The sequence below is a fragment of the Algibacter sp. genome, from assembly GCF_049667265.1.
Lineage (GTDB): Bacteria > Bacteroidota > Bacteroidia > Flavobacteriales > Flavobacteriaceae > Algibacter_B.
Map to the genome: position 1 here is coordinate 1 of NZ_JBATHX010000452.1, position 6,855 is coordinate 6,855.

Below are 6,855 nucleotides of genomic sequence, written 5' to 3' on the forward strand. Positions count from 1 at the left end.
GGAACAGCTTCTCTAAACTGAGAAATTAACTTAGTTGTTTTTTCTTTAGTAGTTCCGCGACGCATACTTTTCAAAATATCATCTGAAATATGTTGTAACGGAATATCTAAATAATTACAAACTTTAGGCTCGCGATTCATCACATCTAAAACATCCAATGGAAAGCCTGTTGGAAATGCATAATGCAAACGAATCCATTCAATTCCTTCCACTTTAACCAAAGCTTCAAGTAATTCGGCAAGGTTACGCTTTTTGTATAAATCGAGTCCGTAATACGTTAAATCTTGAGCAATAAGAATCAATTCTTTAACGCCCTTAGCGGCTAGTTTTTCAGCTTCAACGACGATGTCTTCTATGGGTGTACTTCTGTGTTTTCCTCGCATAATTGGAATCGCACAAAATGAACATGGTCTATCACAACCTTCAGCAATTTTTAAATAAGCATAGTTTTTTGGGGTTGTTGTTAAACGCTCTCCAATCAATTCATGTTTATAATCGGCACCTAAGGCTTTTAATAATCCTGGTAATTCTGTAGTTCCAAAATATTCATCAACATCAGGAATCTCTTTAATTAAATCTGGCTTATAACGCTCGCTTAAACAACCGGTAACAAAAACTTTATCAACTTCACCGTCTTCTTTCTTCTTAACATACTCCAAAATAGTATTAACACTTTCTTCCTTAGCATTATTTATAAAACCGCAGGTGTTAATCACAACAATATTACCTTCCTCTTCATGTACCACATCTTTACCATTGGCCTTTAATTGCCCCATTAACACCTCGCTGTCGTAAACATTTTTACTACAACCAAGAGTTACTACATTAATCTTGTTTTTCTTTAAAGTTTTTGTGCGCATACCATCTATAAATCAGGGCGCAAAGATACGTAATGATTTATGATTTCCGAATGCTGTTTCAACGGAAACTTTTTTGTAAAAACCTCGAAGAAGCATTTTTCAATTAAACCTTTTATATATTTGATAGTCCTAAATTGAAAACCTATAGTTATGAAACCCCAATTTTATATTGCTTTTTTATTTCTTTTTTTAATGGTTAGTTGCTCATCAGATGATCCAATAAAAGAGCTGGAACCTATTGATGATGAACTTTACTTTCCTCCATTAAGTTCTAACGTTTGGGAAACAAAATCCATTAGCGATTTAAACTGGAACGAAAGTGAACAACAACCTTTACTAGATTTTCTAGAAGAAAAAAACACCAAAAGTTTTATGATTCTTCATAACGGAAAAATTATTCTAGAAGCATATATGAATGATCATGATGCCACTAAAAGTTGGTACTGGGCAAGTGCTGGAAAAACTTTAACTACTGCCGTTTCTGGGATTGCCGAAGACGAAGGTTTAATAAATATGGATAATAAAGTATCAGATTATTTAGGAACAGGTTGGACAAGTGCAAACCTTGAAAAAGAAAACCTAATTACTTGCAAAAATCTATTATCCATGAATTCTGGTTTGGATGATACTTTAGGTGATGATGTTTCCCCTTCAAACTTACAATATATTTCAGATGCTGGCACTCGCTGGGCATATCATAATGTATATGTGAAAATGCAAGATGTAGTTGCTGAAGCTAGTAATCAAAATTGGTCAGATTATTTTAATGCTAAACTAAGAGATAAAATAGGAATGACTGGGCAATGGTTGGCCATAGATGACTTAAGTGTGTATTGGAGTAACACCAGAAGCATGGCTCGTTTTGGGCTTTTAATAGCTGCAAAAGGAAAATGGGAAAACACTCAAATAATACCTGAAGCTTTTTTAAATAACGCCACAAACACCTCTCAAAATATTAATGAGGCTTATGGATATTTATGGTGGCTAAACGGAAAAAACAGCTATCATTTACCTGCAACTCAAGTTGAATTTAATGGTAAATTAATACCTAATGCACCCGATGATATGTATGCTGCGCTAGGAAAAAACGACCAGAAAATTTATATCGTTCCGAGTAAAGATTTAGTAATTATTAGAATGGGAAATGCCGCTGATGGCGATAACTTTGCATTATCTAGTTTTGATAATGATTTATGGGCAAAAATTAATGCTTTGATAAATTAACCTCTTTCTTCAAAAGGTAGAATAATTTCTTTTTCAAGGTAGTTTTTCAAACCGTTTAAAAGCATGGCCCAACAAAATGAAGAATGTTTAAGATGGTCGTTATTTTCAGGCCAATTAACATGGCTGAATTTTAAATACGTACCGTTTTCTTTTGGTTCTAAATCGAAACCAAAGGTTGTTGGATTCCAATCTTTATCAGATTTGGTCATTTTTAAATGAAAAGATTCGTTAGTTTTTATTTGGGAGACTTTGCAGAACCAATTATACTTATCGGTAAAATTCAAGTTGTATTCTGAATTTAATTCTGGTGTTCCAGAAGATTTTAAAGTCCACCAATTATTAAGATGTGCTGGTTGTGACACCGCATCAAAGATTTCTTTTGGACAAGCTTTTATTAATAGATTATGGTAGATGTTGTAATTCATATCTTTATAAATCTACAAAATTTCATCCATAAGGGTTAAAATCCTGAATAAATTTATACATGTTAGCTTCAAAAAGATAACACATTATTACAAAACCAAAAATTGCAAAAACAACTTTTTTATTATATTCTTTCCTCGTGAAACTTTTTATAGAATACCATAAAATCAAACTAAATATTGGAATAAAAAAATATAGTGGAAAAGCAATATAATAAACTAGATAATCAGGGATTAATGGATTGTCAAGACTAAAATATGCTTGTACAAATGAAATGGAATAACTTGAAATTCTGAAAGCTGAATATATAGCTGAAATGATAATAAAGACTCGAAGTGTTTTCTTATTATTTAAATCCAAATTATTTGTTTAAATGAGATTCCCGCTTTCGCTGGAATTTTATTTGAAAAACGAATCAACAAACTCGTATTTATTAAACACTTGTAAGTCTTCAAGACCTTCGCCAACACCAATATATTTTACAGGAATTTTAAACTGGTCTGAAATACCAATTACGACACCACCTTTAGCAGTTCCGTCAAGTTTTGTAACAGCTAAGGAGGTAACTTCGGTTGCTGCCGTAAACTGTTTTGCTTGCTCAAATGCATTTTGACCTGTTGAGCCATCTAGAACTAATAACACATCGTGTGGCGCATCGCCAATCACTTTCTGCATGACGCGCTTTACTTTAGTTAGCTCGTTCATGAGGTTTATTTTATTGTGTAAACGACCTGCGGTATCTATAATAATAACATCGGCTTCTTGATTTACTCCAGATTCCAACGCATCAAAAGCTACAGATGCAGGATCGGATCCCATGTTTTGTCGAACCATTGGGACATTTACCCGATCTGCCCAAACTTGAAGTTGATCGATCGCAGCTGCTCTAAACGTATCGGCTGCACCAAGAACCACTTTTAAGCCTTTCTTTTTAAACTGGTAAGCTAACTTTCCAATAGTTGTTGTTTTACCAACGCCATTTACACCAACAACCATTAACACATAAGGTGTTTTGGTTCCGTTTGCCTGTTTTGGTAAATTAGGAATGGTGTATTCTGTTTCTTCGCCCGAATTTGTTTCGCTTAACAAAGCTGCGATTTCCTCACGCAGAATTTTGTTTAGCTCGTCGGTCCCCAAGTATTTGTCTTTTGACACGCGTGCTTCAATACGTTCTATAACTTTTAGAGTGGTATTTACACCAACATCACTAGACACTAATACTTCTTCTAGATTATCTAAAACATCATCATCAACTTTAGATTTTCCTGCTACTGCTTTACTTAGTTTACCTAAAAAGCTTGATTTAGATTTTTCTAATCCTTTATCTAAGGTTTCCTTTTTTTCTGAGGAAAATATTTTTTTAAAAAAGCTCATTTTGTTGTTTGTTGTTCGTTTTTGAGTTGTTTAGCTCAAAAAACGGGTTATTTTGGTTTTATTTTATAAATAAGTACACAAGCTGGCTAACGATTAATGCCGATTGCGGACATGCGCGTTAGGGATTGAGGCATTTGTTGGAGCTCTCCCGATTTTTATCGGGAAGCGACTGCCGAAAGCCCGACGACGACCTTAGGAGGCGTAACGCCCAAATACCTATTGTCAATTACCTTACCATATTTTTTTACTGCAATTATGGCAGAAAACACTATGATGCTACCAAATATAAAATAAAAAAGCCGCTTTCGAATTGAAAGCAGCTTATAATATTTTGAAACTATATGTTTTACTTTTTAGCTAAAAAGTCGTTTACTTGATCTGGATTCATGATAGATTCAACAAACATGTAAGACCCTGTTTTTGGAGACTTTACCATTTTTATTGCTTTTGTTAATCTTTTTGAAGATGTTTGTAACGATGCTACTGTTTTCTTTGCCATGACTTATATGGTTTATTGAAATTTGTGAATATCTCTAATTCAATTAATAGAGATTATTTAAAATCTCTTATTATTTAATTTCTTTATGAACTGTCATACGTTTAAGAATTGGATTAAATTTCTTAATCTCCATTCTATCTGGCGTATTCTTTTTGTTTTTTGTTGTAATGTATCTAGAAGTTCCTGGTTGTCCAGACTCTTTATGCTCTGTGCACTCTAAAATTACTTGTATTCTATTTCCTCTCTTTGCCATGTCTTATTACTTTATTAAATACAGCTATTATTTTAAAAATCCTTTAGATTTTGCTTCTTTAATTGCCGCAGTTATACCAATTTTGTTGATAGTTTTTAAAGCAGACGTAGAAACTTTTAAAGTAATCCAGTTGTCTTCTTCTGGAACGTAAAAACGTTTCTTAACTAAATTCGCATGAAATTTGCGTTTAGTTTTGTTCATTGCATGAGACACGTTGTTTCCAACCATGGCCTTCTTTCCTGTAAGTTCACAAACTCTTGACATTCTATATAACTTTAAATTCTTTGTTGCTTAAAATCGAGGTGCAAATATATAAAATCTTTATATTATGACAACTTAAAATTTATCAATTTTTAAAAATTTCTTTTAACAACATTTCTAGGGCTTTATTTACTGCTTTATTTATGACCTTTATTCGAGAGTTACCAAAGTTAAACTCCTGTGAATAAACGCCCGTTTTAGTAGCAATAGCAACAAAAACGGTTCCAACCTCGGCATCAGATTCACCTTTTGTTGGACCTGCATTTCCTGTGGTTGCTACAGCATAATCAGAATGAAATAATTGTTGCACATTTTTTGCCATGGCTTCGGCTACTTGAGAACTCACAACAGAATAAGCATCAATATCTGCTTTTGGAACCTTTAAAATATTAATTTTTGACTCGGTTGCATAGGTTACAATACCACCTTTAAAAAACACCGATGCTCCAGAATGATAAGTAAATCGTTCTGCAACAGCTCCGCCAGTACAACTTTCTGCAATGGCTAAAGTTTTTCCTAATTTGGTAAGTCGTTTAGCGATTACCACCTCAACCGATCCGTCTTCATCTTCCAAACCTGCATATTCCTTTTGTATTAAAGGAATTACCTTATCAATTTGTTCTTGAACTTCTTTTCTTAATAATACTTCATCAAACCCTTTTGATGATAAACGTAAACGCATTTTTCCCAAATTGGGCAAATACGCCAATTTAATGTGTTTTGGCAAAGCATCTTCCCAGGTTTCAATTCTGGCTGCTAAAGCGCTTTCACCAATTCCATAAACTAATAATGTTTTATGAAGAATAAAGGGACAGTTATATTTTTCTTTTAATTGAGGAATAACTTGATGGGCTATCAATGCTTCCATCTCATAAGGTACGCCAGGTAGTGAAATAAAAACTTTATTATTTTTTTCAAGCCACATGCCAGGAGCTGTGCCCAGCCTATTCATTAGCGGTCTTGATTTTGACGGAATTAAAGCTTGATCCCTATTAACCTGAAGTAATTCTGTTCTAACATGTTGTTTCCAAATATTCTCAATATTTTCAAGAACAGATTCGTTTTTTACTAGGGTATCATTAAAATATTCGGCAATGGTTTTTTTGGTAATATCATCTTTTGTTGGTCCTAAACCGCCCGTACAAATTATAATATCTACCCGTTCTTCAGCTTCTTTTAAAGCTTGTAAAATGTGTTGCTTATCGTCTTGAATAGAAGTAATTTGAAAAACAGAAACACCAATTTTATTAAGTTGTTTTGCAATAAACGCAGAATTGGTATCTACAACTTGACCAATGAGAAGTTCGTCACCTATGGTGATAATTTCTGCTAACATTACAATTTAAAATCAGACTTCATTTCAGCACTAGCTCTTTCAACTGCCGAAATAACGGTAGCTAGTTGCTCGCTAACATCCACATCTGTCTGGGTAAACTTTCCCCAATCTTGTACTTCAATAAGCTTATCTAAAACACCCAATTCAAATAAATCGATTGTAGGTTTCATTTTATGAGCTGCCTGATACGCTTCTTGATAATCCTTTGCTTCAACCGCATTTCTTAAACGCTCTGCATCTTCAGGAACTTCCTCTAAAAAAGCTTCCGCCAATGCGGCAATAAAACTCTCATCGTTATCAGCCAATTCTCGCACTCTAAATAATTTGTAATGTAATTCCATTTATTTTACTGTTATTGAAAACATTTCTTTGTTTTCTATAAATCCTATTAATTTATCATTAGCAAAAACTTTGCCAACTCCAGCTGGTGTGCCTGTAAATATAATATCTCCTATCTTTAAAGTAAAATATTTTGACACATATTCTATTAATTCATCAATTTTCCAAAGCATCAGGCTAGTATTTCCATTTTGTACAATTTCTTCGTTCTTTTTTAACGAAAACTCAAAACTATCAATATTTTCAACCACATTTTTATCCATCCATTTGCCAATTACTGCAGCCC

The 6,855-nt window shown here is 33.4% G+C and carries 10 protein-coding genes; 1 reads left to right on the forward strand and 9 read right to left on the reverse strand.

All coding sequences use genetic code 11. The annotated features are described in order from the left end of the window. A partial coding sequence (locus tag WBN21_RS15605; RefSeq protein ID WP_424201905.1) for a MiaB/RimO family radical SAM methylthiotransferase occupies positions 1-860 on the reverse strand: 860 nt, incomplete at its 3' end. A 150-nt stretch (positions 861-1,010) separates the two neighbouring features. Here WBN21_RS15605 and WBN21_RS15610 point away from each other — a divergent pair. Continuing rightward, the gene (locus WBN21_RS15610) at positions 1,011-2,084 is read left to right on the forward strand and encodes a serine hydrolase domain-containing protein (RefSeq protein WP_424201907.1); all 1,074 of its coding nucleotides are present in this window, start codon (positions 1,011-1,013) and stop codon (positions 2,082-2,084) included. Here the strand turns inward: WBN21_RS15610 and WBN21_RS15615 are convergent. The 8 genes from WBN21_RS15615 to WBN21_RS15650 all read right to left on the reverse strand — a co-directional run. Then, complete coding sequence (locus tag WBN21_RS15615) at positions 2,081-2,509, reverse strand: SRPBCC family protein (RefSeq protein WP_424201909.1); 429 nt, start codon at positions 2,507-2,509, stop codon at positions 2,081-2,083. The two genes, WBN21_RS15610 and WBN21_RS15615, sit on opposite strands and share 4 nt — an antisense overlap. A gap of 397 nt (positions 2,510-2,906) precedes the next feature. After that, entirely contained in the window at positions 2,907-3,881 is a 975-nt protein-coding gene (gene ftsY, locus WBN21_RS15620) for a signal recognition particle-docking protein FtsY (RefSeq protein WP_424201911.1), read from the reverse strand. A 346-nt stretch (positions 3,882-4,227) separates the two neighbouring features. Continuing rightward, a complete protein-coding gene (locus WBN21_RS15625; protein ID WP_424201913.1) occupies positions 4,228-4,380 on the reverse strand; it encodes a DUF4295 domain-containing protein in 153 nt (50 codons plus the stop codon). 70 nt (positions 4,381-4,450) lie between these two features. Further along, on the reverse strand, positions 4,451-4,633 hold the full coding sequence (gene rpmG / locus WBN21_RS15630; RefSeq protein WP_033959164.1) for a 50S ribosomal protein L33: 183 nt from the start codon (positions 4,631-4,633) through the stop codon (positions 4,451-4,453). A gap of 27 nt (positions 4,634-4,660) precedes the next feature. Further along, on the reverse strand, positions 4,661-4,897 hold the full coding sequence (rpmB, locus tag WBN21_RS15635; protein ID WP_424201916.1) for a 50S ribosomal protein L28: 237 nt from the start codon (positions 4,895-4,897) through the stop codon (positions 4,661-4,663). Positions 4,898-4,979: 82 nt separating this feature from the next. Then, complete coding sequence (locus WBN21_RS15640) at positions 4,980-6,230, reverse strand: competence/damage-inducible protein A (RefSeq protein ID WP_424201918.1); 1,251 nt, start codon at positions 6,228-6,230, stop codon at positions 4,980-4,982. After that, on the reverse strand, positions 6,230-6,571 hold the full coding sequence (locus WBN21_RS15645) for an Hpt domain-containing protein (protein WP_424201920.1): 342 nt from the start codon (positions 6,569-6,571) through the stop codon (positions 6,230-6,232). The genes WBN21_RS15640 and WBN21_RS15645 overlap by 1 nt, the downstream gene beginning before the upstream one ends. Continuing rightward, on the reverse strand, positions 6,572-6,855 hold a 284-nt coding region (locus tag WBN21_RS15650), incomplete at its 5' end, for a fumarylacetoacetate hydrolase family protein (RefSeq protein ID WP_424201922.1).

Excerpts from the sequence above, each read along its gene's own strand:
- WBN21_RS15625 (WP_424201913.1), bottom strand. The coding sequence starts at position 4,380 with ATGGCAAAGAAAACAGTAGCATCGTTACAAACATCTTCAAAAAGATTA.
- WBN21_RS15645 (WP_424201920.1), bottom strand. The coding sequence starts at position 6,571 with ATGGAATTACATTACAAATTATTTAGAGTGCGAGAATTGGCTGATAAC.
- rpmG (WP_033959164.1), bottom strand. The coding sequence starts at position 4,633 with ATGGCAAAGAGAGGAAATAGAATACAAGTAATTTTAGAGTGCACAGAG.
- rpmB (WP_424201916.1), bottom strand. The coding sequence starts at position 4,897 with ATGTCAAGAGTTTGTGAACTTACAGGAAAGAAGGCCATGGTTGGAAAC.
- WBN21_RS15610 (WP_424201907.1), top strand. The coding sequence starts at position 1,011 with ATGAAACCCCAATTTTATATTGCTTTTTTATTTCTTTTTTTAATGGTT.
- ftsY (WP_424201911.1), bottom strand. The coding sequence starts at position 3,881 with ATGAGCTTTTTTAAAAAAATATTTTCCTCAGAAAAAAAGGAAACCTTA.
- WBN21_RS15615 (WP_424201909.1), bottom strand. The coding sequence starts at position 2,509 with ATGAATTACAACATCTACCATAATCTATTAATAAAAGCTTGTCCAAAA.
- WBN21_RS15640 (WP_424201918.1), bottom strand. The coding sequence starts at position 6,230 with ATGTTAGCAGAAATTATCACCATAGGTGACGAACTTCTCATTGGTCAA.